A 446-nucleotide genomic window follows, 5' to 3' on the forward strand; every position below is an offset into this window, starting at 1 on the left:
AGCCCCTTCACCGCAAGAAACTCGGTTTGCACCGGGACCACCAACTGCTGGCTGGCGGCCAGGGCATTGACCATCAGCACGCCGAGCAAGGGTGGGCTGTCGATCAAGGCAAAGTCGAAATCCTGCCACAACTGCGCCAGACTCTTGGCGATCACCAGGCCCAGGCCATTCTGCCCCGGCGACTGGCGCTCCAGCACGGCCAGCGCGGTGCTCGACGGCAACAGCGAAATCCGCTCGTCGCTGGTGGGCAGCAGCAGTTGCCCCGGCAAGCCCTCAGGCACGCGGCCTTTGTGCAGAAACAGGTCGTAGCAACTGTGCTCGAGGGCATCAGGGTTGTGGCCGAAGTAACTGGTCATCGAACCGTGCGGGTCCAGGTCGACGACGACCACGCGCTTGCCGGCCTCGGCCAGCAGGCCGGCCAAAGCGATGGTCGTGGTGGTCTTGCC

General features: G+C 65.0%; 1 protein-coding gene. It reads right to left on the bottom strand.

The features are described 5' to 3' along the window. Positions 1–446 (bottom strand): ParA family protein (locus QWI17_RS00140; RefSeq protein ID WP_302720482.1); only part of this gene is annotated, 446 nt, incomplete at both ends.

The organism is Gilvimarinus gilvus (genome assembly GCF_030518155.1).
Lineage (GTDB): Bacteria > Pseudomonadota > Gammaproteobacteria > Pseudomonadales > Cellvibrionaceae > Gilvimarinus > Gilvimarinus gilvus.